At 60.4% G+C, this 24,538-nt stretch carries 19 protein-coding genes; 2 read left to right on the forward strand and 17 right to left on the reverse strand.

Annotated elements, in window-relative coordinates; all coding sequences use genetic code 11:
* Nucleotides 1-120: 120 nt before the first annotated feature.
* The 8 genes from GT019_RS15780 to GT019_RS15815 all read right to left on the reverse strand — a co-directional run bounded on the left by GT019_RS15780 (nt 121) and on the right by GT019_RS15815 (nt 8,993).
* Nucleotides 121-1,146: an NAD-dependent epimerase/dehydratase family protein gene (locus GT019_RS15780; protein WP_161744156.1), complete on the reverse strand. Its 1,026-nt coding sequence runs from the start codon at nt 1,144-1,146 to the stop codon at nt 121-123.
* Between the two features lie 321 nt (nt 1,147-1,467).
* Nucleotides 1,468-2,118 carry a type IV pilus inner membrane component PilO gene (locus tag GT019_RS15785; RefSeq protein ID WP_161744157.1) on the reverse strand — a complete coding sequence of 217 codons (651 nt, stop codon included), beginning with the start codon at nt 2,116-2,118 and terminating at the stop codon, nt 1,468-1,470.
* The gene (gene pilM, locus GT019_RS15790; protein WP_161744158.1) at nt 2,102-3,637 is read right to left on the reverse strand and encodes a type IV pilus biogenesis protein PilM; all 1,536 of its coding nucleotides are present in this window, start codon (nt 3,635-3,637) and stop codon (nt 2,102-2,104) included. The genes GT019_RS15785 and pilM overlap by 17 nt, the downstream gene beginning before the upstream one ends.
* A 16-nt stretch (nt 3,638-3,653) precedes the next feature.
* Nucleotides 3,654-4,409 (reverse strand): prepilin peptidase, encoded by a 756-nt coding sequence (locus tag GT019_RS15795; RefSeq protein WP_161744159.1) that lies wholly within the window; start codon nt 4,407-4,409, stop codon nt 3,654-3,656.
* 72 nt (nt 4,410-4,481) lie between these two features.
* A complete protein-coding gene (locus GT019_RS15800; protein ID WP_161744160.1) occupies nt 4,482-4,961 on the reverse strand; it encodes a type II secretion system protein in 480 nt (159 codons plus the stop codon).
* A 92-nt stretch (nt 4,962-5,053) separates the two neighbouring features.
* The gene (locus tag GT019_RS15805) at nt 5,054-6,262 is read right to left on the reverse strand and encodes a type II secretion system F family protein (RefSeq protein WP_161744161.1); all 1,209 of its coding nucleotides are present in this window, start codon (nt 6,260-6,262) and stop codon (nt 5,054-5,056) included.
* Complete coding sequence (locus tag GT019_RS15810) at nt 6,262-7,311, reverse strand: type IV pilus twitching motility protein PilT (RefSeq protein WP_161744162.1); 1,050 nt, start codon at nt 7,309-7,311, stop codon at nt 6,262-6,264. The genes GT019_RS15805 and GT019_RS15810 overlap by 1 nt, the downstream gene beginning before the upstream one ends.
* Nucleotides 7,312-7,325: 14 nt before the next feature.
* A complete protein-coding gene (locus GT019_RS15815) occupies nt 7,326-8,993 on the reverse strand; it encodes a GspE/PulE family protein (RefSeq protein WP_161744163.1) in 1,668 nt (555 codons plus the stop codon).
* Nucleotides 8,994-9,315: 322 nt separating this feature from the next.
* Here GT019_RS15815 and GT019_RS15820 point away from each other — a divergent pair, with 322 nt between their 5' ends.
* Nucleotides 9,316-13,632: a DUF5057 domain-containing protein gene (locus GT019_RS15820; RefSeq protein ID WP_161744164.1), complete on the forward strand. Its 4,317-nt coding sequence runs from the start codon at nt 9,316-9,318 to the stop codon at nt 13,630-13,632.
* A 219-nt stretch (nt 13,633-13,851) separates the two neighbouring features.
* Here GT019_RS15820 and GT019_RS15825 read toward each other — a convergent pair whose 3' ends face one another.
* From GT019_RS15825 to GT019_RS15845, 5 genes are all read right to left on the reverse strand, one after another.
* Nucleotides 13,852-15,741, reverse strand: a complete 1,890-nt coding sequence (locus GT019_RS15825; RefSeq protein WP_161744165.1) for a hypothetical protein — start codon at nt 15,739-15,741, stop codon at nt 13,852-13,854.
* A gap of 13 nt (nt 15,742-15,754) precedes the next feature.
* Entirely contained in the window at nt 15,755-16,408 is a 654-nt protein-coding gene (locus GT019_RS15830; protein ID WP_161744166.1) for a PilW family protein, read from the reverse strand.
* On the reverse strand, nt 16,392-17,009 hold the full coding sequence (locus GT019_RS15835; protein WP_161744167.1) for a type IV pilus modification PilV family protein: 618 nt from the start codon (nt 17,007-17,009) through the stop codon (nt 16,392-16,394). The genes GT019_RS15830 and GT019_RS15835 overlap by 17 nt, the downstream gene beginning before the upstream one ends.
* 176 nt (nt 17,010-17,185) lie before the next feature.
* A complete protein-coding gene (locus GT019_RS15840; protein WP_161744168.1) occupies nt 17,186-18,139 on the reverse strand; it encodes an S-layer homology domain-containing protein in 954 nt (317 codons plus the stop codon).
* A 313-nt stretch (nt 18,140-18,452) separates the two neighbouring features.
* Nucleotides 18,453-19,469, reverse strand: a complete 1,017-nt coding sequence (locus tag GT019_RS15845; protein ID WP_161744169.1) for a Gfo/Idh/MocA family protein — start codon at nt 19,467-19,469, stop codon at nt 18,453-18,455.
* A gap of 212 nt (nt 19,470-19,681) precedes the next feature.
* Between GT019_RS15845 and GT019_RS15850 the strand changes: the two genes are divergently transcribed.
* Complete coding sequence (locus GT019_RS15850) at nt 19,682-20,581, forward strand: AraC family transcriptional regulator (protein ID WP_161744170.1); 900 nt, start codon at nt 19,682-19,684, stop codon at nt 20,579-20,581.
* Between the two features lie 63 nt (nt 20,582-20,644).
* On the opposite strand, the gene GT019_RS15855 is transcribed toward GT019_RS15850, so the two are convergent.
* The 4 genes from GT019_RS15855 to GT019_RS15870 form a co-directional block, all read right to left on the reverse strand.
* Nucleotides 20,645-21,124 carry a YfbM family protein gene (locus tag GT019_RS15855; RefSeq protein WP_161744171.1) on the reverse strand — a complete coding sequence of 160 codons (480 nt, stop codon included), beginning with the start codon at nt 21,122-21,124 and terminating at the stop codon, nt 20,645-20,647.
* A gap of 33 nt (nt 21,125-21,157) precedes the next feature.
* Nucleotides 21,158-22,333, reverse strand: a complete 1,176-nt coding sequence (locus tag GT019_RS15860; RefSeq protein WP_201755411.1) for a hypothetical protein — start codon at nt 22,331-22,333, stop codon at nt 21,158-21,160.
* Nucleotides 22,334-22,345: 12 nt separating this feature from the next.
* Complete coding sequence (locus GT019_RS15865) at nt 22,346-23,473, reverse strand: SPFH domain-containing protein (protein ID WP_161744172.1); 1,128 nt, start codon at nt 23,471-23,473, stop codon at nt 22,346-22,348.
* A gap of 250 nt (nt 23,474-23,723) precedes the next feature.
* A complete protein-coding gene (locus tag GT019_RS15870; RefSeq protein ID WP_235948304.1) occupies nt 23,724-24,425 on the reverse strand; it encodes a GNAT family N-acetyltransferase in 702 nt (233 codons plus the stop codon).
* Nucleotides 24,426-24,538: the final 113 nt, after the last annotated feature.

Genomic DNA, 24,538 nt, shown 5'->3' on the forward strand with positions numbered 1-24,538 from the left:
CATAATCCGGACCGGTACCGCCCTCTGCCGGAGGCGGCTGCCGCCGGATCGCGCCAAGGCGCGGTTTGCGGCCCGCAATCTCGAGGCGGATTGTGAGCCGTTGCGTAAAGCGGCTTGCCCTCAATCGTCAAGACCCGTCATGCGCTCGGCCATCAGCCGCCCCGCTTCGCTCCAAGCCGCCAGCAGCGCGTCGTACCACGGCTGTTCGTCCGCCGCGTCGATGGCGCCGGTCCGGTCAAGCTCGGCGATCACCTCGCGTATGCCCGCTTCCCATGTGATCGTATAGCGAAAATCCAGGTCGCGCCGGGCCGCGGCATTGTCGAATAGATTGTTGTAGCGGAAGTTTTCCGCGCACCATTCCGCCCGCTTCGGCAGCAGCGCGCGCAGCAGGTCCGTCGGGATATGCACCAGCCGCGGCTCCGGCGCGCCCAAGGCGCGGGCGACCGTCTCCCAGTATTGGTCGTAGCGCATCCACTCATCGCCGGTAACGTTGTACGCCTTGCCGTACGCCGCTTCGTTGCCGACGGCGCGGACGAACGCACGCGCCACGTCGTCCCGGTGGCAGGCGCTCCAGATCGACGTCCCGTCGCCGTGAATGACGACGGGCCGCCCTTCGCGCAGGCGCTTCATCTGGCTGACGCCGTCCCCGATGGAAGCGACCGCGGTGCCGCGTCCGCCGTACGTCTGCGCGGGACGGAAGATCGTAACCGGAAAGCGCTGCGGATCATGCGCCGCGAACAGCAGGTTTTCGCTCGACGCCTTGTTGTACGCGTAGGGAAACGAAGGCAGCGCGCCGCGCTCGCCGTCCTCCGCGACCGGATAGTGCCCGGCCCGCTTCGTGTATACGTCCACCGTGCTGCAGTAGATGTACTGCCCCGTTCTCCCCGCGAACGCGCGCACCGCGCTCTCCGCTTCGTCCGGCCGAAAGCCGATCATGTCGATCACGCAGTCGAAATGCCCCGCGTCGGCCATCTGCGCTTCGAACCGCGCGAACTCCCGCCGGTCGCCGGTCAACGTGCGCACCCCGTCCGGCGCCTGCTGCCTGCCGCGGTTATAGTGCCACACGTCAATATCCCCGCGCGCCAGCAGCTGTTCCGTGATCGCCGTGCTGATCGTGCCGGTTCCCCCCATGATGAGCACTCTCATTCGTTCGTCTCCTTCCGCTCGATCGAGCTTTGCCATGAAACAGCCGGGACGCGCCTCGGCGTCCGGCTGCGTCCGCATACGACGGATGAAAGTCCGTCCGGCGAATAGATCAACGCAAGGCGTTCGCCCCTGGCGGCTACGGCGTAATTTGCCTCTCATCGTTGGCGGCCAGCAGGTCCTGCTCCGGCCATACAATTGCTTCACTCCGCAATATAACATGGCAGAAAAGCGCTGTCCATCACGGATATATATAATGTATACATAATGAATTCGCGATGAAAACAAAAAAACTCCGCCGAAATTAGGCCGGAGCTTTGATAACTACTCTGAATAAGGCTGCAACACTTCGGATACCTGGTCCCGGTACGACGGATCGAAATACGCCGTGAACGCGAGATTGATTTTGATGACGGGCGAAGCGCCCGTTCCGTCGCTTGATTTGGCGATGTCCAAGGAATCGATCGTGATGAGCCGTTTGAGCTTTTGCAGCGCGTCCACGTAATTCAGCACCTGCTCGTAGGTTCCCTTGACGACGGCCGACGTCTTCAACCGCTTGATGCCGGATGGCAGCGCCGCGGCCTGGTTCGTTTCTTCGCCGCCGCCCTCCGCCTGTTCCTCGTCCTCGGCCGACGCATCGTCGCCTCCTGCCGCATTGAACGCGGCCGACAGCGTCTGCGCGCCCGAACGTCCCTCGATGCCCTGCAGGTCCAACAGCAGGTGCTCGGTATTGTCCCATAACGGAAGCGCGCGCTGCACGTCTTCGCCCGAGTAAGCCGCCGCCTGCTCCTGCTTCTCGCCCAGTTTCTTCTGAAGCAGCGTCCGCTGCTTGTCGAGCGTGGAGATTCGCTCCTCCTGATCGTTGACTTCGCTCGCGGCCGGCTTGACCACGTACATGTACGCCGCGAACAGGACCAAGAACAGAACGGCCAATACCAGCAGCATCAGAGAACGGTTCTTATTGAGCTGTTCCATCGGCCTTCTCCTCCTGTTCCCGCTTCGTGGTTATCGAATAGACGGCCGAATACGGCTTGTTGACGGTTAATTTGCCGTTGCCCTGCACCGTGGCCGCCACCTCCAGCTTGGAGATAGTGAGCAGGCTCGCGGTATCCGCGAATGACATCCGGCGAAGATCGAACAAATAGCGGGAGGCATCCTTCAACGCGTCGAAGCCGGCGCTGATCTCGATCCGGCCATTCGCCGCATAGCCGATCGTCATGATCCTCGCGCCCTTCGGCAGCTTGGCGTCCAGCTCCCGCACGATGCCGACGACATCCTGCTGCTGCTCCCGGATCGCCCCGATCTCCGCAAGCGGGTCGGACGAAGCGGAGCCTGCCCCCGCGTCTTTGCCGGCCAAGAGGTCGTTCTGGATACGCAGCATGCTGTCATCGAGCTCCCGGAGCGTCTGCTTGTTGTCCGCGATCGACAGCCGGTCGACGGCGAAGGAGTAGCCGGACAGCGCGATCAGCACGAGGAACAGCGCCGCCGCCCCGATGATGACGACCGGAAAAATCCTCGCCTCCCGGTCGATTCGCGGCAGCAGGTCCACTTGAAACGACGCCCGCTCTTCCGGCAGCGCGAGGCCTGTCGGCACCAGATAGGCGATATTGTCGTCGGTCAGGCCGCTGCCGTTCTGGAACAGGCGCCCCGCCGCCTCGGCGAACGCGATCTCCGGCTGCGCTTCGCTCAGCGCGGCAAGCAGCTTGCGGCGTCCTTCGGGCGATCCGGCGACGACGGCCCGGGTAATACGGGAAGCGCCCTCGTGCAGGCCGAATTGATAGAAGTTCAAGATCCGCGAGATCTCGGCGATGAGTTCGGCGACTTGGCCGTCGTTCAATTTCCCCGGCTCGTGTTCGCCCATCTCCGCCAGGTTGATCGCGCGCATGAAGATCGGACTGCCCTCGTGAAACATGAAGATCTCCAGCGTCTGTTCGCCGATATGGACGATCATCGTCTCGCTGGTCTTCTCGCCCTGCTGCGGGAGCATCGTCTTCGCCAGCGCCGCGGCGGGCAGGCTGATGCTTCTGACCCGCAGCCCCGCTTCCTCGAGAACCTGCACGGAGGTCCGGATCCATTTGAGCGGCGCGGCAAAGATCAGCACGAGCGTGCTCTCCTCGTCCTTGCCGAGCGCCACGTAATCGAAGACGGGGTCCTCGAACGGCAAATGCAGCGTCGTCTCGACCTCCAGCTCGATCAGGGGCTTTAGTTCCTTCGCGTTCGTCGTCGGAATGCGCAGCTTGCGGACGATGATTTGCGAAGTCGGAACGGCCAGCTTCACGGCGGCGCCCGCCAAATTCTCCCTTTTTGCCCATGCTTTCAGGGCCGATCCGACGTCCGCCGCGTTCACGATGCCGTCGTCGACGATCTGCCCTTCCGGCAGCGGCAGGAAGCCGGATTTCTCCAGCGCCCAGCTTCTCCGCTTGCGCAGCGAGGCATAGCGGATGCCGGTCCCGTCGATGGTGAGGCCGACCGTTCGCGTATTCCTTGTTTTCACGGCAGTCACATCCCGACTAAGATAATATGGAAAGATACCCGCGGATCATCGCGTCGCCGAAAAAATACGCGGCAAGCGTGCCGAGGGCCAGGAATGGCCCGAACGGGATCGGTTGTTTGCGCCGTACGATGCGCAGCAGGAGAAGCAGGCCGCCGATGACCGTTCCCGTCAGGCATGCGACAAGCAGCGCCACCGCGAGCTCGGAAGGACCGACGACCAGCCCGCAGACCGCGAATAATTTGATATCGCCGAAGCCCATGCCGCCGCGAGAGGCGACATGGACAAGCAGGAGCGCGCCGCCCCCCAATACCGCGCCAAGGGCATACTGCCACAGCGGTTGTTCATGATAAACCAGTCGGGCAAAGATAAACAGCGGCAAGAACGCGAGCAGCACGCTGTTCGGAATGAGCATGTACGACAAATCGGACACCGTGACAATGACCGCCAGGCTGACAAGCAGCAAGCCCGCGATCAGTTCCAGGCTGATGCCGAACCGGAGGTAAACGGCCGCGAACAACAGTCCCGTCGCCAGCTCGCCGAGCGGGTAGACGAAGGATACCGGCGCGCCGCATTGGCGGCATTTTCGCCCGGCCAGCAGGTAGCTAAACACCGGGACTAAGTCCCGCTTGGCCAGCCGCATCCCGCAGCTCGTGCAGTGGGACGGCGGATGCACGATCGATTTCTTGACCGGCACCCGCAGGCCGACCACGTTGAAGAACGAGCCGCAAACGAGCCCCAGGACGAACAGGTACAGCGAGAAAGCTATCGTCATCGCGCATGTCTACTTTCTGTGGGTGATAGAGAAAGGAACCGGAACGAAGGTCCGGTTCCTTGATTTGATGGTTTATGGAGTTGTAGGTGCTGCTGTTGTAATTACAGTTCCTGAACCCTTCATTACATCAGAGCCCTTATACCAATTATTCTCAGGTGTAGCAGTTGATCCGGAATTAATATACACATAGAGTAGTTGTCCATTAGCCAAGTATTGAACGGTACCGCCAACAATTTCTTTTTTTGTACTTGGCAATGTTAAGCCCTCATCTAAATAACCATTGGCCTGAAGGGTGTTAATCGAGACACTAACAGGCGTAGTTGAGTCTTTAAACTTACCATTTTGCTCATTCGTAATGTATAAACGTGATGCATCGTATATTTGGCGTGCAGTTTGAAAGTCCGACTTCGATTTGGAGTCACTCAAAATATTTCCAATCAAAGGCACCGCAATCGCGGCAATAATCCCCAAAATCACGATAACCGCGAGCAACTCGATCAACGTAAACCCCTTCTCTTCCTTCTTCAAGCGCTTCATGGCCGTTGCCAACATTACACTCATCCCCTTAACGATTATTTTCCTTCTATACCAAATCAGGCCTCTCGCCCGCTAATGGCCATCCTCTTCCGCGACTCTCTCAAGCCCTAGCCGAGCTGGCTGTACAAGCTGAACATCGGCAGCATGATCGCCGCCACGATCGTCCCCACGACGCCCGCCAGGAACACGAGCAGCAGCGGCTCGATGAGCGATTTCAACCGATCGACGGTGTTCTCGACGTCCATCTCGTAGAAATCCGCGATTTTCGCCAGCATGACGTCCAGCGAGCCCGTCTCTTCGCCGATGGCGATCATTTGGGTGACTAGCGGCGGAAACACCCAGGATTTCTTCAAGGGCTCCGACAGCGGATTGCCCTGTCGGAGCGAATCGCCGGAACGCCGGATCACGCCCCCGACGACCCGATTGCCGACCACCTCTTCGACGATCGCGAGAGACTGCAGCATCGGCACGGAGCTTGCGTAGAGCGAGGACAACGTCCGGGACATTTGCGCGATCATGCCCTTCTGCCTCAGCTTGCCGAAGACCGGAAGCCGCAGCGCCGCATAGTCGATCGCGTACGCGCCCTTCTCCGTCTTTCTCGCCACGAAGAAAGCGATTACGACCGCGATCACGGTCAATATCCAGAGGTACCACTCGTTCTCGATGCTCCCGCTGACCGCCATGACCATCCGCGTCACGGCCGGCAGCTTCGCGTCCATGGAATCGAACATGGTGACGAACTGCGGCACCACCGCTTTGAGCAAGTAGATGACGGCCGCGATCGCCAGAAAGCCGACGACGACCGGATACGTCAGCGCGGATTTGATCTTCTCCTTCGTCGTATGCGCCTTCTCGAAGAACACCGCGAGCCGTTCCAGCGTGCCCTCGATATCGCCGGATTCTTCGCCGGCGCGGATCATGCTCGTGAACATCGAGGGAAAGATCCGCTTGTGCTCCTGCACGGCCTGCGAAAATGCGTTCCCCCGCAGCAGGCTGGAATGCACGTCGACCAGCGCCTTCTTGAGCGGCTTGCTCTCGGTCTGCTGGGCGAGGATGCCCGTCGCGTCCAAGATGGTGACGCCCGCGCGGATCAACGTCGCGAACTGCCGGCAGAAGATGATGAAATGCTGCATCTTCACCGGGTTCCCGATGTAGATCTCCATCGACAGCACCGTATTCCGCTGCTCGTCCAGCGAGAGGACGACGAGACCGCGTTTGCGCAGCTCCTCGACCGCCGCGGACTTGTCCATCGCGGACATCTTGCCCCGCAGCTGCTTGCCGCCGATCGTCTTGACGTGATAGGCGAATTGCGCCATCAGCCGCCCCCCTCGCTCAAGTACGGTTTAGCGGCGGCCGCCTCCACCAGTCCCTGCGCCATCAGCTCGCGCAGCGAGGCATCCAAGGTGTGCATGCCCTGCGCGCGCCCCGTCTGCATGACGCTCTTGATCTGATGGACCTTCTCCGTGCGGATCAGGTTCGCCACCGCCGGCGTGTTGATCAGGATTTCCGTCGCGCAGGCCCGGCCTTGCCTGCCCGGTCTCGGGAGCAGGCGCTGCGAGACGACCGCGAGCAGCACGGCCGCCAGCTGCATCCGCACCTGACCCTGCTGGTGAGCGGGAAAGGCATCGATGATCCGGTCGATCGTCTGCGGCGCGTCCGTCGTATGCAAGGTCGCGAGCACCAGATGTCCCGTCTCGGCGGCGGTAACGGCGGCCGAGATCGTCTCGAGATCCCGCATCTCCCCGACCAGTATGACGTCGGGGTCCTGCCGGAGCGCGGCCCGGAGGCCCTTGCTGAAGCTCCGCGTATCGCTCCCCACCTCGCGCTGGTCCACGACCGACGAAGCATGCGCATGCAGGAACTCGATCGGATCCTCCAGCGTCACGATATGGCGCTTCTGCGTCCGGTTGATGTGGTCGATGATCGCCGCGAGCGTGGACGATTTGCCGCTTCCCGTCGGTCCGGTGACGAGCACGAGTCCTTGGTGCTTGCCGGCCAGCTGCCCGATCACGTCCGGAAGCTGCAACTGCTGCAGCGTCGGTATGACCGTCGGAATCGTACGAATCGCGATGCTTGCCTTGCCGCGCTGGCGGAACGCATTGATCCGGTATCTGGCCCAGCCCTCCAGCTCGTACGAGAAATCGACCTCTCCGTTCGTCTCGAAGTTCGCCAGCTGCTCCGGGGTCAGCAGCGCTTCGGCCATGGCCCGCGAAGCTTCTCCCGTGACGGCTTCCTCGCCTAACGACCTCAGGACGCCGTGTATCCGCAGGACCGGCGGCGAACCGACCGAGATATGCAGATCGGAAGCCTGATGTTCATGAGCTTGCTTGAGCAGCCCTACGATCCGTGCCAATGCCTCTGTCATGCTTTCCCCGCCCTTTAATGAAATACCGTTTCGCGAAGCACCTCTTGCAGCGACGTAATGCCCTTGACCGCTTTATCCAGCCCGTCGTCCATCAGCTGGACGAGGCCGGTTTCTGCGGCCGCGCGGCGCAGATCCTGGATCGTGCTCTCCATCCCGATCAATTGGCGGATGCGGTCGTCGACGGCAAGCACCTCGTGAATGGCGACCCGGCCGCGATAGCCCGTCTGGTTGCAGGTGCCGCAGCCCGTTCCTTTGTACAGCTTGTCCGCATGAATCCCGTGGCTCCGCAGATAGATCGCTTCCTGCTCGGTCGGCGCGTAGGACGTCCTGCAGTCGTTGCATACGCGCCGGACGAGCCGCTGCGCGACGACCCCGACGAGCGAGGAGGCGATCAGGTAAGGCGCGACACCCATATCCCGGAACCGGGTGATGGAGCTGACGGAATCGTTCGTATGCAGCGTCGACAAGACCAAGTGTCCCGTGAGCGAAGCCCGGATGGCGATCTCCGCCGTCTCGGAATCCCGGATCTCCCCGACCATGATGATGTTCGGATCCTGACGCAGGATCGAACGAAGGCCGGCGGCGAACGTCAGCCCGATCTGCGGGTTGACGTGAACCTGATTCACGCCTTCCAGCTGGTACTCGACGGGATCCTCGACCGTGACGATGTTCGTGTCTTCCTTGTTCAAATGCTGGAGCGCGGAATACAGCGTCGTCGTCTTGCCGCTTCCCGTCGGACCCGTGATGAGCACGATGCCGTAAGGCACCTCGATCATCGATTTGAAGACGCGGTGGTTGCGCGGGCTGAAGCCGAGCTGGTCGATCGCCTTGACCCCGACGCTGAGATCGAGAATCCGGAGCACGATCTTCTCGCCGTGGATGGTCGGCAGCGAGGATACCCGGATGTCGACGGTCTTGTAATCGACCTGCATCTTGAGCCGGCCGTCCTGCGGCAGCCGCCGCTCGGCGATGTTCAGCTTGGCCATGATCTTGAGACGGGCGGTGATGAAGCCCTGCATCTGCTTGGGGATAACGCGCTCCGTCCGCAGGACGCCGTCCAGCCGGTACCGGATCGCGACGTTCGCTTCGCCGGGGTCGACGTGGATATCCGACACCTGGAGCTGCACGGCTTGCTGGATCATCTGGTTGACCAGCCGCACGACCGGAGAATCCTCGTCCGTGATTTCCGTCTCGCGAATCTCGTCGACGGTCGGCAGATCCCCCATGATTTGCGACATGGAGTCCTGCAGGCCGTAATGCCGGGCGATCGCCCGCTGCAGCTCGTCCTTGCCGGAGATGGCCGGCTCGATGCGGAAGCCGGTCGACATGCGCAGCTCCTCGATGGCGAAATAATCCAGCGGATCCGCCATGGCGACCAGCAGCTTGCCGCCTTCTTTATGTAAGGGAATGGCTTGATAACGGCGTGCCAGGCTTTCCGGAATGATGCCCGTAATGGATGGATCGATCTGATACTTGAACAGGCTGACGTGAGGGATGCCCAGCTGGAATTCCAATACTTCGAACAGCTGCTGCTCGGTGATGTAACCTTGCGAGATCAGCAGGTCGCCCAGCTTCTGCTTCGTTTTCGCCTGCTCGCGCAGTGCCTGCTGCAGCTGTTCGTCGGAAATGACGCTGCTCTCGATGAGCAGGTCGCCCAGCCGTTTCCTCTTCGCGGTGCTCACACCGGCCCACCTCCCTCTCGACCATTACTTAAAGCCTATTATCGCTTCAAACTATTAAAAAAGTATTAGGACCATTAGACTATTAAAGTTTACCACAATTTTCATCCGCCCGACAATGGGGAATCGAAGGGGCCGATTGCCGGATAACCGCGCCAATCCTTTGAAAACGTTGACATCTATCGTGGTTTTTCGAAAAATTAATACTAGGTTTGAACCGGCTTTGGTAGTATAATGGTGGAAAATAATAACTAGTTCTAAAGTACCGTTTAATAGATTCCCAACCGCCGCATGAACATGCGGAATTTATGAAGGAGGACCTATGATGAGCAAAATTTGGCGAAAGCGCATTGCCGGACTGCTGGCGCTCGGCATCCTCGCCGCGCTGGTCGCGTTCCCGGGGATTCATCCGTGGAGCGCGCATGCGGACGGGGCCGTCTATTACGCCGTCAAGACGAGCGGGAACAAGTTCATCTCGGTCGGCGCGAACGGGAAACTGACCGCGACCGCGACCAACGTCGGCTCGTCCGCCGAGCTGTTCGAGCTGGTCGAGAACAACGACGGCACCTATTCGCTCCGGTCCAAATCCACCGGCGATTACGTCACCTCCGCCTCCAAGAGCGCGGCGCTGGCCGCAACGGCCGCTTCGATCGGGGATAAGGAGAAGTTTTTCCGCGAAGGCCACGATCTCTATCTGAAATCGGCCGTCAAGAATGGAAAATACGTATCGGTGCATTCCGACGACGCGCTCTACGCGGACAAGGACGACTCGGGCGATGCCGCCTCCTTCCGCTACGCCCAGAACGTGACCAAGCTCCTCGAAATCACGGACAACGGCACCTCCGACCTGCTCCCCGTCCTCGGCGCGCTGCCCGCGGTATCGATCGAGACGATCAGCATGAAGCGCTTCGTCGCCCTGCGCGGCGAGCTCGACGGCAAGTATGACGCCATCTATATCGGCAAAGGGCAATACAATCCGGCCAAGGTGCCGCATACGAGCTCCGATAACCGCGCGGCCAGCCACAATACGACGAACCTCGAGAACGACATCACGATGTTGAAGGCGAACGAAATCGTCGACCAATTTATCGCCAAAGGCCAACTCGTCTTCCTCTACAGCGACGACGCCCAGAAGTCCGGACTCGTCTACCAGGGCAGCACCGACAAGAACGGCAAGTTGACGCTCGCGCACGGCAACCTCTATAACGCGTTTGCTTCCTATACCGGAGCCGGCCGCGAGAACGTGGTCGTCCTGAACGCCTCCGGCCTGGCCAATCTGGCGTCGCGGTTCGCGAGCTACGATACGCTGCTCAATCAGCGCCCGAAGCTGACGCTGAGCGGCCAACCGCAATCCTACCTGACGAATCCGTCCTTCCTGTACCGCGCGGGGGACAAGCTGACCTTTACGTACACCGTGCCGAACCGCGGCGCCTTCGAGCCGGGCAGACTGAGCGCGAACCTCTATCTGGGCCTGGACCAGGCCGTGAAGTTCGGCGCCGACCAGATCGTCGCTTCCTCGGGCGTAACGGGCGCGAACGGCGAGCTGTCGTACACCCTGCCCCAGGGCTACTCCGGCCTCTATTATTGGAAGCTGGAGATCGTCGACCAAACCTCCAAGCTGCGCAGCTACGAGACCGGCGTCATCCGATACCGCGATCTGGAGACGAACGTCCGCGTGCTGCAGATCATGCCGAACGATTCCGTGACGAGCAGCCTGAAGAACGCGAACAACATGAACCAGAGCTACCTCGCGGGGACGGACGAATACAACATCGCGATCACGACCACGACCTTCAAGGACTTCAACGAGAAGATGGACAAGAGCAAGCTGAACGGCTTGTACGACATGCTGATCTTCGGCTTCGCGGATTCGTACAATTCCAACGCGAGCATCACCCAAAGCACCGCGAACGCCGTCAATTCCTTTATTCAAACCGGACAGAGCGTCATGTTCACGCATGACACGGTGTTCTCCAGCAACGGCGCCCGCAACACGTGGATCGATAATTTCCAGGAGACGACGGGGCAAATCGACCCTTGGACGGATCTCGGGCTGAGCGCGCCCAATACCTCGAAGACCGTGCAGAAGGTCAACGACGGACTGCTCAATCAGTTCCCTTTCAACCTGAACAACGCGACGCCGGCCGTCGCCACCACGCATAACCAGTATTTTACGCTCGACCTCGAGGACGAGGACGTCGTGCCCTGGTACAACATTACGGGCTCGAACCGCGATCCGAACGACAGCTGGAACCATTACTATACCTACTCCAAAGGCAACGTGACCTACTCCGGCACGGGACACACGAACAACAATTTCCCGGACTGGGAGCAGAAGCTGTTCGTCAACACGATGTTCCGGGCGTTCATGGGCTCGAACCATGCGCCGGTCTTGACGGTGTACAATCCGCTGGATTACAGCGCGTCGAAGGACAACTTCGTGCCGAGCTACCAGGACATCAACCTGAGCTTCATGCCGGAGGATTACGATTTCAAGGATCGCAATCTGACCGTCGGCATCGCGTATGCGTACGATAACGGCGCCGGTACGAAAACCGTCACGCTGCCGAATATGACCGCCATATCCGGCAGTACCGTCAACAAGACGATCCCGAACCCGCTTCCCGGCGGAGGCGATCTGAGCATCATCGTGACGGTGACGGACAAAACGGGGGCGAAGGCTGCCAAGACCATTCCGGTCAAAGTGAAGGCGATCTCGTCGAATCTCAGCGTGAAGCGCATGCTCTCCGGGCTTGCGCCGGACGGCGGGCACGAGCTGGTGCTCGACCGGAACGCCACGGCCGTCATGACCTATACCGCGACGCCGAAGCCGATCGCCAAGTCGCTGTCCACGGACGGCGCCAATCTGACGATCAGCGGCATCGCGTTCAACGAGAAGCTGCCGGCCGGACTCGAGATTGCCGGATCGCTGCCGGCGGGCATCGCGAAGAGCGGCGACGCGCAATCGGGCTACGCGCTGAGCGGTTCGTTCGGCAGCATCACGTATGCGTTGGCCGCGGACGGGAAGAGCTATTCCGCCCCGCCGCTGACGTTCAGCATCACGTTGAAGCCCGTCATCGCCGGCACCCTGCCGCTCAACAATGCGTCGCTGACGTTCAAGGATATCGGGCAAACCGCGGCTACCTCGCTTCCGTTCGACGCGTATTCGATCAATTCCATCGTCAGGCTCGAGACACTAAGCCTGAGCATTCAAGATTTGACGCTGGTGAACAAGAGGGACGGCAGCGGCAGCGTCGTGCGCGACACGGCGACGATCATCCCGGCGTTCACGCCGGCCGACGCGACGCCGAGCTTCAGTTGGAGCTCGTCGAATCCAGCCGTCGTGTCGGTGAGCACGACCACTGCAGGCAACGGCTTGGTTACCGGAAACGCCAAAGGCACCGCGGCGGTAACGGTGACGGATGCCATAACCGGCCGTCATGCCACGGCAAACGTGACCGTTATCGAATCCGGCCTGAGCATCGAAGGCCCGGACAGCGTCTCGGCGGGCTCGAAGATCGATCTGTCCGCCGCGTTGACGAAGCCGGACCGGGAAACGGTCAGCAGCATCCGCTGGAGCGTCTTCAACCCCGCGAACGGCGGACAAGCCTCGCTCGGCCGAACCGACGGCGCGAGCACGACGTTGACCGGGGAGCGCGCGGGCACGGTCACCGTGTCCCTTCACGTGGAGACGCATTATGCCTCCTCGGTAGACGGTTCGACCATTACCACGGCCTACGATGCGGCCAAGACGGTCGAGATTTCCAATCCGCAGCTCGGCCTGACGACGGCCGCGGGGATCATCGGCGTCGGCGACGAGGTGAAGCTTACCGCGAATCTGGTCTCGCCGCTCACCCATTTGCCGATTACGGATCTAAGCTTCATCAACGCGGTGTCCTGGAACTTCGTCGAGGCGAACGCCAACCAATTCGCGCTTCTGCCGGGAGGCACGGGAAAAGCGCTCACGAATTCGCTCAAAGCGATCGCGCCCGGCAACGTGACCGCGGCCGTAAGCGTTCAGCTGCTCGGCCTGTCGCTGCCGCTGCCGCTGAAGCAGGAGCTGCCGATCGCCATCAAGGACCGCGCGCCGGTCATTGCCGGCACCGACATGGTTCGGGCAGGCGGCGCGATCAATAATGTGACGCTCGGCTGGGCAGGCGAAGCCGGGACGCCGTCGTTCCCGTTCACGCCGGCATGGACGCTGAGCAATTCGCCGTCCGGGTCGACGACGTTCACGCCGGCCGGCGCCGGCCAAACCGGCGGCCAGCTGACGACCGGCCCGCAGGACGGCGGACGCGTCACGCTGCAGGTGTCCGTACCGACGCCGGCGGGCATCACGCTGAAGGGCACGAAGCAAATCACGATCGTCAATCTGACGGTTCCGGAAACGTTGACGATGTACCAAGGCGCAACCGCGGCGTTGACGGATGCCGACTTCCTCCGCATCGCGCCGGCCGACCTGAGGAGCTCGCTCCTCGGCCAGCTGCGCTGGTCCTCGGACAACGACAACCTCGTCGCGGTATCCGATACGGGCGTGGTGACCGCGAAGCGGAAAGGCACCGCGGCCGTATCGGTGTCCTACCCGGCGCTCGGCATCACCGTCAAGACACTGGTCACGGTTAACAATACGGATAAGTATTAAACGCGCGGAAGCCTCGTCGCTTAGCAATCGGCTAAGGGACGAGGCTTCTTTGTGTCGTCGGCGCCGGATGGTCTGTGAAGCGACCATTGGCATTAAGCGATTCTGAAAATAAACCTGGCCGAGCAGACTGGCTCCTGATGATACGAAAAGCCCCGCCGGCCGGCTCGGTTGCCGGTCAGTCGGGGCTGCTTTGCGAGTTTTCGGGACAGCTTTCCTGCGCTACCCTTCGCCGTCCATGGATTTCAGTTTCTTCGGGCCGACGGTGACTTTGATCCGGTCGACGCGGGGAAGGCCGATCTTTTGATTGATGAAGACGTCATCGTCGTAGTCGATGACGAACCGGGCTTGCTTCTCGGTCAGTCCGGCTTGATGATCGGCTGGATCGTCGAACACCAAATCGTTCTGGCCCTGGGCTTCGCTCGTATTGCCCAGCACGGCGTTGATCGTGATGCTCTTCTTGGCGAAGAAGCCGCCGTGAATCCAGAAGAGGGAGCCCACGCCATACAGCTCCGCCTGTTTGTCGGTATAGAAGAACGCGTTCAGCGTGTTCGCGCTGTCCGGCTTATATCCGCCGCCCAGCGGCTGGAAGGAATCCACCCGGTACACGCTGATCGGTCCGTTCGCGATCAGCACGAGTCCCTTCCCTCCGATGTGCGCATCGACGATTTCGTTCTCCTGTTCGTCCAGGGAGAAGAGCGTCGCGTCCATGCTCAGGCTGCCGCCCAAAGCGACCTTCCCTTTGACCAGCATATTTGCCGTGACGGGAATATCGGTGCCGGCCGCGTCGTTCTGAACGGTCAGATTCCCGTTCACGATCAGCCAGTCATTCGGCCCTTTCTCCGCGTAGAGCAGCTGCTTCAGCTCCTTGCCGACCTTCAAATCGCCATCCACGTAAATCGGCCCCGACATATGGCCCAGCTTCTCGTTTACCTCCGCCATGGCCGCGTCATACTGCGCCTTCCGCTGCTGGTAGACCGTCCGATCCGCATCGGACGCGAGCGGTCCCGGTTCCGGCGGCGCGAACGGAATCGTCACGTAACGGTCGCTTGCGAAGTCCGTATAGAAGACTCCCAGATCCTCCTTGATTTTGGTCATGAGCGCATTCGCGGGATCCGGACTTTCCCGATAGGCCTTCGATAATTCGTCGCGAATCGACGTCGGCAAGTCCGAGTTCGGGTCGGGGTTCAGCGCTTCGACGGCTTTGTCTATGAAGGATTGCGCCACGTCGATGGAAATGAATTTCTTCGTTTCCGTCAACGTCACCTCCTCTTTCCGCAGCCCGTGGAATTGCTCGCAATTGTAGGTCTCGGTGAATACAGGCGTATAATTCGGATCGTTATCCTCTCGGTACAGGACGTCATCGTACTTCTGAACGAATAATTTTTCTCGGTCGCCGTCTTGGCCGATGCCGCTGCCGATCGTGCAGGGAAGCGGATTGTCCGCCAAGTCCGGCGAGAGATACAGAAACTGCGTAGCCGCCAACCCCGAATTGCCATGGTACGTGTAATCGGCCAGATTTCGCAGCTTCAGCTGCCCGCCGGAATAAATTCCCCCGTTCATGATGAGCGGCGCGCCGTTAATCGTCACTTCCCCCTCGGAGCCCATGGCATACTTCAGGAAATCGGGATAGGTATTCAGCGTAATGGTTTGCGTCAGCTCTCGCCGCATGCCGTTGACCTCCGCGATCGCCGTGACCTTCAGCATGTCGCTTGTCGGTGTCTGCGCGCTCCCGGTGCCGCCGCCCGGATCGCCGCAGTTCGGCGTGCCCACGATGCATATCCGTTCGATACGGTACCCCGGCGCCTTCGCCACGTCCAGGTCCGAGTCCCGGTTGCCGGTATCCTTGAAATCGCGGACGAACGCTTCCAGTTGCGTTCGCAGCTGATTCGGCTCGATCGCTTGGTTGTCGAAATCGGCCATGACCTGGGCGACCGCTTCGCTTAGCGCCTTGTCCGCCAAATGCACCGTCTGCACGTTATCCTCCGCCTTCTGCGAGCGCTGCGCGCCGCCGATCGAAGCGCCGAGCACGGCGACGCCGAGCATGGCGAACAACAGGATCATAAAGACGACCAACAGAAACGCCGAGCCTCGTTCTTCGCGCCACTTCATTGCCTTCCGCCCCTTAGAACCCGAATTTGCTTTCCAAATCCATGTCATAGTCTTTGCCGCCGTAAGTCTGCCTGAGCTTCAGCCGGATCTCGATCAGCCCGCTGCCGCAGCCTTGGGCGGTCGGGCTGCCGAAACAGTCGAGCTTGATGGAGGATACGCCGTCTCCGGCAGCCGGATCGGCGGTTTGATCCGCCCGGCACCGCTCGTCGAGCTCCGTTTCCGGCAGCACGATCGACGATTCCGTGGCGATTTCGGCTTGCAGCCGGTCGACGTCCGCCCGGTTTCCGATGAACAAGGCGTTTTTACAATCCGCGTTGGGCCGAAAAGCGATCATTTCCTCTTCGGGCGCCTCGTCGCCGATCTTCGGCATCACAAGCGCGATCGCATGGTCTTTGTCCGCGCTCGACTGCGCGATGCGCTCCGGACCCATGCGGTACAGCTCCGAAATGATGGACGACATGATCAGGTCTCCTTCGTCCCGCAGCTTATTCTCGATGCCGACTTTATGATAGGCGTTCACGCCGAACGTAATCGAAGCATAGATGACGCCAAGCACGACGGACATCAGCGTCAATGACGCGATCAGCTCGATCAGCGTCAACCCGCGCTCCCCGCGGCGGGCATCCGGGTTATCCCGTCCATTGCCGAAGCTAGCGAATCGTTTCATCCGTAATATAACCTTCCACCTCCATCCAATCGCGCTTGCGCGAAGGCTTCGCCGGCTGGCCGCCCTTATCCATCGGCGCCTCGGCGATCTCGACCTTGATCGGAATCAGGTAATCGCTCATCTGCGTCGTTTGCGGCGATTCTTCCCCAGCGGGCGGCGCGTTTTTGATCTTGCTGAGCGTGTCATAGAGCTTGTCCTGGTAACTGATCTTGACCCGGTAAAGGATGCCGTTGATCTCCGGATTGAGGACGGCGTAGAGCGTCTGCGGCTGTTTGACGAGCTTGACGTAGTTCGTGCAGGCGTTAGCCGAGCAGCCTTCCGATTCGATCACCTCGCGCGTCTCGTCCGTCGGAAGCGTTCGTCCGACTTGATACAGGTCGTGCACCTCTTTGAACACCGACTGCTTCTGCATATAAAACAGCGTATTCCGCGCCAGATTCACCATCACCGTCTTGTTTTGGTTGCCCTTCGCGTTCGACATCGCATGCGTGAAGAAGGCTGTCATCGTCAGCCCCGCAATCGCGAGCACGACCAGGGACGCCAGGATCTCAACCAAGGTAAATCCGCGTTCGTCCGCCGCCCGGTTAGCCCGTTCTCTCATGGCCCCCGCCACCGTCCCTTCTGCTTGGAAACCTTTACCTCGACTTTTAATAGTTCATTCGACATAGATGCGACAAATTCCTGCTAGTCTTAAAGCCCTATAAGACCTTCACAAAAAAATAACCAGCCCGACACGATGCGTGTCCGGACTGGCTATTTTCTCTTCGCGGCTTCGGGTTAAATCAGCTCCGATCGCCCGAGCAGCCGCTCGACCATCGAAGCGACTTCGGCGCGCGTCACGAACTCCTTCGGCGCGAGCCTGCCGTCGCTGCGGCCGTGCACGAGCTCGGCGCCTATGCTTGTCAGCACGCCTTCCCGCGCCCAACCCGCGATCCGATCCGCATCGGCGTATGCGGACAACCGCGCGTCTTGCAAAGCATCGCCGTTCTGCGTCTGCAGGCCGGTAATCTCCATCGCACGCGCGAGCATGCTCATCGCTTGCTCTCTCGTGATCCGATCGTTCGGGCGGAACGTTCCGTCCGCGTACCCGCTGATCATCTTATCGCGATACGCCGCGTTAACCGCCTCGTAGTACCAATCGGTTTTCCCCACATCCGCGAATGCCGACGACCCGCTCTCCGGATTAAGGCCGAGGGCCCGCACCAACGTTGCCGCGAACTCCGCGCGCGTAATCGCTTGGTCGGGGTTGAACAACCCGTTCGCGTCGCCCAGGACGATCATCCGCGAGCCCATGTCGTTCACGGCATCCTTCGCCCAGCGGATACATAGACGGTTCCGTCCGCATTCAGAATGGCAAACTGATATATGCTGTTCGAGTTCGAGTCGCAGCTGCCGCCGCTTTTTCCCTTCCCACGTAATCAACGATCGGCCGTTCGCCAATCCATAAGCATGCAGAAGATCGAAGTGCGACTCGCGTCCATTCATAACAGAAGACAGATTCACGTTCTGGAGAAGCGAACCGGTAGCGGAATAAATCCGGTACGAGTATACGCTGCCCTCCTTGTTGATTACGCCCGTCTTGCCCCCGGCGAGACCGGCGATTGCATACGTGCAATAATTGGTCGTGTCCGAGTTGACCGTGAACTTCGTCGCGCTGCCCGTATCGACAGCGGCTCCGAAGGCCGCGTTCGGCAGGGCGAACGCAATGCCGGCCATTACGACCAGCCACAACGTCAGCATCCAACGCTTTCGGAGCATTGTCGAACGTTTTTTAGCCGAGCTCTCATTATGAAGCCACCTTTGTTTGTTTATTTCTTATCTTTTTTGCTAAAATTATACAATTTTTCGATTCTCCTCTTAATTTCGACAGAATAATTTTAACAATTCACCGGATTGACGCGTTAATATATGGTTGTTCAATCACGCGGCACCGCAAAAAGCCCCAAAACGGGACACGCCGCTTCCTCCCGGAAACCGCGCAACCGCTCTGGAGCTCGGAGTTCGGAGCTCGATACGTTCTGCCTGACTTGCCTATGAACAGCCGTCAGTTCATCGCCTTGATCGTCTTCGCCTGCGGCTTGACGAGTTCGCCGCCGCGATCGGCCGAAAGCTGCTCCGCTTCGATGATCGCCATCGTGCCGAGCGTCTCCTCCGGCGGGCACGCCGAGAGGGCTTCGCCTGATGCCACCACGTCCAGAAAATACCGGATCTCGCGGTAATACCCCGTATCGGGCGACAGCTCGGCTATGAAGCCCGGCTCGTTCGCCGGATGAACGGAGACCGCGTTATCCGCGAAGAGGATGCTTGCGCCTTCCAGATTGACCCGGTACGTCATGGCGAATTGGATATCCCCCTGCAGCGTCCAGTCCGCCTGCGCGTTCAGCACCATGCCTTCCGGATAGTGGTAGTTCGTCGAGACCACGTCATAGCCGCCTTGCGGCGCGACGACCCGCGCGGAGGTGGACACGCTCGCCGGCATGCCGAACAGCCAGTGGATGATGTCCGTGTCGTGAACGTGCATGTCCAGCAGGCAGCCTCCGCTATTCGCGCCGTTCAGGTACCAGGGCAGCGGAAAGCCCGAGCCCCGGTAGAAATAGCCTGCCCTTACGCTGCCGTAGCGACCGTCCTCGACGACCGCTTTCAAATATTCATAGGCCGGCCAGAAACGCAGACACTGCCCGATCATCAGTTTCTTGCCCGCGGCGTTTGCCGACTCTACCATTTGCAGCGCCTGCTCGGACGTACGGGCCATCGGCTTCTCGCAGAGGACGTGGTAGCCTTTCTCCAGCAGGGCGGAAGCCAGCTCCGCATGGAAAGGCGTCGGCACCGTAATGTCGACGATATCCAGTTCCTCGCCGTCCAGCATGTCGTCCACCGCATCGTACAGCCGGTAGGCGGAGAGCGTGTCGTCCTTCAGCTCCGCCATCTTGAGATCGCAGACGGCCGCGAGCTCGACGGGGTAGCCCTCCGCCATCAAGCGCTTATAGATGGCCAGATGCGTCCGGCCCATCGCGCCGATGCCGATCAAGCCGACTTTCAACGTCAGGACCTCATCTTTCATCCCGTTAATCCCGTGCCGCCCACTCTCGTTCACTTTCGTCACTGGTATCCTTTTCCCCTCTCGGCTCGATGTCGCATCTTGCATCATTCCGTGTTGTTTATGTTCATTATATTCGCCGAGAGGTATAATGAATTTAGACGATGGAGGGATTAGTTGGACGATTCCGGTCTATTTCTATCGTATCCTTCTCAAGATTGGGAGCGGCGGCAGCGATGAAGCAGGACACGACATATCCGTTACGACGAACGGCTCCTTTTCGCGCGTGGAGCCCAAGCATTCACTACGCCAAATACCAGGTGCTGGCACCGCATGTCCTGCAGTGGCGGCGCTTGTACGATTTCGAGCTGCTGTTCGTCTTCGAGGGCGAGGCGGCGACGACGATGAACGGCCAGCGCCACGCGATTGCCGCCGGTCAGCTGGTTTTCCTGCCCGCGGGCGTCCTGCACCGGAACGAAGTCGTGGCGCCGAACACCCGGTTTCTGGGCATTCATTTCGATTTCTTCAACGAGCTTGCCGTGTACGGCGAGGAGGATCTAGTCGTGAACGAAGACGCCGTGGAGCCGGCAAAATTTTGCGAGGAAGCGCTGGCGGAGCCTTTCTCGCCCTTATCGTCCTTCGCGGTCATGACTCCGCCGCCGTCCTGCGTGGCGCTGATGGAACAGCTCGTGCAGGAGTTCGCGGTCCGTCCGCTCGGGTATGAGCTCGCCTGCAAGGCGCTCATGCTAGGCGTGCTGTCGCAGCTGCTTCGCCTGCAGTTCGCCAAGCCCGGACCCGGAGCTACGGTTCACGGCGCCCGCATTCAGGCGCTCATGGCCGAGATCGAGCGGCGGCCGGCGGAGCGCTGGAGCAACCCGCTGCTCGCCGAGCGGCTCGCGATGAACGAGGACCATATGGCCAAGCTGTTCAAGGCCGTCGCCGGCGTCGCCCCGGGCGAGTTCGTCCGCGCCGTCCGCCACCGCGAGGCGCGCCGGCTGCTGCGCGAAACCGACCTGACGGCCGAGCAGATCGGCGAGCGCGTCGGTTACGCGGACCTGCACTATTTCAGCCGGATCTTCCGCAAGCTCGAGGGCGTGTCGCCGCGAGCCTATCGGAAGCTATCGCGGGTCTTGTAGCTCCGCCATGAACACGGAAAAACCCGGCTTGCGCAAGCCGGGTTCATTCGCGTAACCGCTGGATCAGGTCATATACATCAGCATGCCATTCCCTGCTCCATGGGCATGCGTATAAAAGTCCACGACGTCCCAGAAGTAATCGAACACATACTGCCGCGTATCCGGATTGTCCCAATCCAATGCCGGATAAATCTCTTCTTTGGCCATTTGTTCGGGATCATACCGATCCGTCAGCAGGTTTCCGTTGAAACGAGCAAGTTCTCTCGAGATCGCGCCGACTTGGTCGTCCGTTATATAACGGAGCGGGCCGTTGTAATAGTCTTCGACGAGCGATTCGCCGCCGAGCAGCGCATGCACAAGAGGTTCGTCGCGGCTTCCGCTTCCGTTTAACAGAAAATGAATCGCGTGCCACGACTTGTCGAGATACAAGGACGCATGCGACTCGTTCTCGACGTTGGCATACTCCTCGGCGAGGTGCGGATTGTCCATAAACGCATCCAAGTCTTCCGGATTAACCTGCATCAAATGAAGGACCATGCTCATCTTCGGTCGTCCGCCCTTTCTCCCCTTACGGCGTTATAGCCCGGAGCCGATCGTCGCCCCGTAAGCCTCCGACGCGGGAGTCGTATCCGGCGTATTCTGTACGACCGCGAAGACGATCGCCCCGACAACCAGCACCCAGAACAGGACGAACAGCGTGATCTTCCAGGCGCTCTTCGGCACGCGGCCCGTGACGCTGCCGGTCTCCCCGTTCACCATGTAGCGGTAGGACTTTTCCTTGTACCGGTAATTCGCGTTCCAGATCGGCAGCAGAATATGCTTGTAGGACCGGTCGTAATAGCGCGTATCGATGGATAGGTTGCGAAGCTCGTCGCCGCCGATCTTGCGCCGGATCTCGCCGTTCAACGTATCGTCCACGCGCGAGCGCGCGGCGTCCCAGCCCTGCTTGAGCGGAACCGAATACCGTTCCGCGATAAAGCCGCTCAAATACTCGGGCTTGTACGCGGCCAGCTGCTCCAGTTTGAAATCGTTCATCTTCTGCAGGAGCGCGCTGTCGTACTGCCCGGAAGCCGGAATCAGAACATCGTTGAAAAACCGATCGTGACGGCCGTCGGTCCAGTGCCACACGGTGTAGCGGACCCGCTCCGTGTACGTCTCGGTCTTGCCGTTCACGGTGCGCGTGCGCGTCTCGTTCCGGTAATGGTACACGCCGACCTCCGCCCTGTACGCGGAAGCCGTGTTCGTGTCGAACGTCCAGAACGGCACGTAGACGCCGTTCAGGTTGGAGTTGACCGACTGCGCCTTGAACGCGTTCGGAACGAACCACCGCTTCCGGCGCCAGGCGTTGAACGCCTGATTGGCCTGCTCCTTCGAGATCCGGAACGGAATGACCGACTCCGGCCGGATGCTGCCCGGATTGCCCTGCGGCAGCACCTTCGCCGATCCGCAAAACGCGCAGACGAGCGCGGTTTGGCCGACCGGCAGCAGCATCTCGCCGCCGCAGCTGCCGCATTTGACGACCTGCTGCTCCGTGCCCCAGTCCAGTAACGCGGCGTCCGTCTCGTCCGAGAAATCAAGCACGTATTCATGAACGGCTTCGCCTTGACCTGCCGCGATCTGCTGCTCGTTGCCGCAATAACGGCATTTCAGCGTCTGGCTGACCGTATCGAACTGCATCTCGCCGCCGCAGCCCGCGCACGGGAAGGTCGCCGCCGATTGTTCTTGCCCCGCAAGGGATTCATTGGCCGCCATCTGGATTCCCCTTTACAATTTAGTGCCGCAGCCGGTGCAGAATTTCACGCCCGAAGCCAGCTCCTTGCCGCATTCCGGGCAAAATTTGCGCTCCGGGCGGGCAGTCCCGCACTCGGGGCAAAACTTATCGTCCGCGCTCAGCGCATGCTTGCAGCTCACGCACGCGGCGGGATTGCCGCCGGGCGCCGCAGGCGGGTTCGCCGGCGCTGGTGAAGGCGCGGTTGCCGAGAATCCGCCGCCCATAGCGGACCCGGCCGGGTTCTGCTGGTTACCGTGGCCATCGAACGCGTTCATCGCCTGCTGGAACATTTGCCCCATGGCCATGCTGGCGCCGAATTCCATGCCAAATCCGGACATGCCGCCGTCCGGCTTGTTCGCCATCTCGCGCATCGACTCGGCCGCTTGAAACTTCGTGTACTGGTTAAGGTCGCCGGCAATATTCATCGACGACCTGCGGTCGATCATCGCCTCCACTTCGTCCGGCAGCGAGATATTCTCGATGACCAGACCCGTCAATTGAAGGCCGATCTCCGTGAATTTGGGCTTCAGCTTCTTCACGGCCTGCTCGCCCAGCTCGTCGTAGCTGCGCGCCAGGTCGATGATCGGGACGGCCAATTCGGCCACCAGATCGGTCACGCCCGAGACGATCATCGTTTTGAAATACCCCGTGACCTGATCCGGCGTGAATTGCCCGTGACTGCCCAGGATGCCCATCATGAACGCGGCCGGGTCGACGATCCGGTACGAATAGTTGCCGAACCCGCGCGCCCGCACGACGCCGAACTCTTTGTCCCGCATGATGATCGGGTTCGTCGTGCCCCATTTCTGATCGGCGATCAAGGTCGTATTGACGAAGTAGACGTCCGCCTTGAAGGGGGAATTAAAGGCGTGCTTCCACGCCATGAGCGCGGTCAGCACGGGCATGTTCTGCGTCGACAGCTCGTATCGCCCCGCAAAGAACACGTCGGCGATCTTGCCTTCATTGAGAAATATCGCCGCCTGGCCTTCGCGGACCGTCAATTGCGCGCCCATCTTAATCGCGTTGTCGTAAGCCGGAAAACGGTAAACGAGCGATTCCGTATCCTCGATCCACTCGATGACCTCGATGAATTGACCTTTCAAAAATGAAAACAGCCCCATGTTTCTTCCTCCCGCCGCACTTGTTTCGCGATTCTCCAATATTTCTCATTATACGACAAAGTCAGGGTGCCGGTATATGTCTTCTTCCCGCCGACATCCGGTTCGGACGGGATGCTTCGTCCCGAAGCTGCATCAAAGCCAGACCGCTCGACGCGCAGCCAACACAAAGAAGCCGCCCCCGCTGCGCGCGCGAACGCGGCGGCTGGTGGCGGCTGGGGCGGATCCGTTCGAGGTCTATGCGAATCCGGTTTCACGTGAGCTCATTTGGACTCCTGCGCTCAAGGAATCGCACCATTAGCTCTTCATGGACGTACGTCCCCTCGTCCAGCTTCATCGCGTTCCGCTCCACGCCGTAGGTGACGAAGCCAAGCGACAGATACAACGATTTGGCGGAACGATTCGTATCGACCACGTACAAGCCGATGTGCTCGAGCCCGGGCATTTCCCGCGCGCGCGCCATCAATTCCTCCATCAGCCTCCTGCCGGCTCCTTGCCCTTGCGATGCCGGATCGACGTACATGCCCCAGACCATGCCTTTATGCCGCATCTTGCGATAGGGTTCCCGGCGAAAACCGACCATGCCGACGATAGCCCCGGTATCCGCGAACGCGCCCAATATGAAATTGTCGGTTCCGTCCGCGATGCGCCCGCGGACCTCTTCGATCGGGGTATGCTTCGCGTCTTCGTAGTCCGCGCCGAACGCCTGCGGGTATCGCCGCAGGGCATCCAGCCGCAGCCTCCAGTAAGACTCGGCGTCTTCGACTTGCAGCTTTCGGATCCACATAGCGTCTGCCTCCTTGTCGGCTCCTGGCGATACGGATGCTCCGGCCTCGATGCCGCTCGGATCATCCATGACGAATGACTTCGGCAGCCCGAGGCCGCTTTCCTGTCCGGTCGCCGCAAAATCGCCCCGGCGCCAATAAACGGGACGCCGCCGCGTGTCGGCCGCCATCTCCCGCCTTCCCGAGCATATCGCCTCCGCGACAAGCTCAAGCCGAGCTCCGCCGCTGCTTAACCGTTCATCCAGCTTCGCGCGTCGTTGGTCATTTCATGTCGGGATGAATA

This window comes from Paenibacillus glycinis, assembly GCF_009909185.1.
Classification (GTDB): Bacteria; Bacillota; Bacilli; order Paenibacillales; family Paenibacillaceae; genus Paenibacillus_Z; species Paenibacillus_Z glycinis.